Annotated in this window: 1 protein-coding gene; it reads left to right on the top strand. The window is 29.3% G+C overall.

The features are described 5' to 3' along the window. On the top strand, nt 1-1,104 hold a 1,104-nt coding region (locus CIK89_RS12550; protein ID WP_094391701.1), incomplete at its 5' end, for a hypothetical protein. Nucleotides 1,105-1,160: the final 56 nt, after the last annotated feature.

The following is a 1,160-nucleotide window of genomic DNA, read 5'->3' as shown; positions in this document are numbered from 1 at the left end:
GTACTGGCTGCAGATCAGAAAACCTATAAGGTTACGCGAGTAACACAATTGACAAGTATATTATTCAAAGTTTTCCTAATTTTTTATCTTCCATATTCATCTTATCCATTCTATTTGTATGTTTCAACTACCCTATTAGGAAGCATTATAGGTAGTATCTGGCTTAATAAAGTTATCAAAGATGAATATCCATGGTTAGATTTAAGTAATAAAAATGGGAGGATATTGATTAGGGAATTTCCTGAGGTTTTAAAAAAAACAAAGCAATTATTTGTCCACAAAGTCGCAGGATATATAGTCTTTTATTGTTCTCCATTAATAATATATTCTTTTAGTACATTAACAATTATAGCCTACTATGGCAATTATCTTGCGATAACAAATAATATCAAAATACTGTTGACACAAGCTTTTTCAAGTACTTCTGCAGCTATAGGAAACTTAGTAGCAAGTAATGATTCTAAAAGAATGATTAGTGTTTTCTGGGAGTTGATTGACTCAAGAATGTGCATCTCCACAATTATTATCTTTGTTTTGTCTATAGTAACAGAACCATTCATCACAGTATGGCTTTCTTCGAAATATCTGTTAGGTAAGGATATTCTGTTTTTGATACTATTGAATATGTGGCTCTTTATCAACAGAAGCACAATAGATGCGTTTAAAGATGGTTTTGGAATATATCAAGATATATGGGCACCATTTGCAGAAGGCACAATTAATTTGTTAGTATCTATAGTAGCAGGTATATTCTGGGGAATTGGAGGAGTTCTTTTGGGAGGAATTTTCAGCTATATTATAGTCGTTTATATATGGAAACCCTATTATTTATTCAAAGTTGGATTTAACATTGATAGTATTAATGGTTTTTTTGTACCATATATTAAAAGAATAATTTTGTCTGTCGTCTCTTTTATGATATTGTACTATATAGTAAGTGTTATTAAGTTAAATATTATTGACTATTATGATGTTTTCTATTGGTCAATATTGTTATTACTTATTTCTACCGTATATTTTTATGTTGGATTCTTTATATTTACCAATGGAATGAAATTATTTCATAATCGTATAATGGAAATGATCAAAAACAAGATACAATGAAAATACTACTTACATTTAATGAGTCATATGCACCTCATGCAGCTGCAGTGATTACA

The sequence above is a fragment of the Prevotella sp. P4-119 genome (assembly GCF_002251345.1).
In the GTDB taxonomy this organism is placed as follows: Bacteria; Bacteroidota; Bacteroidia; order Bacteroidales; family Bacteroidaceae; genus Prevotella.
This window is presented reverse-complemented; position numbering and strand designations above follow the sequence as displayed.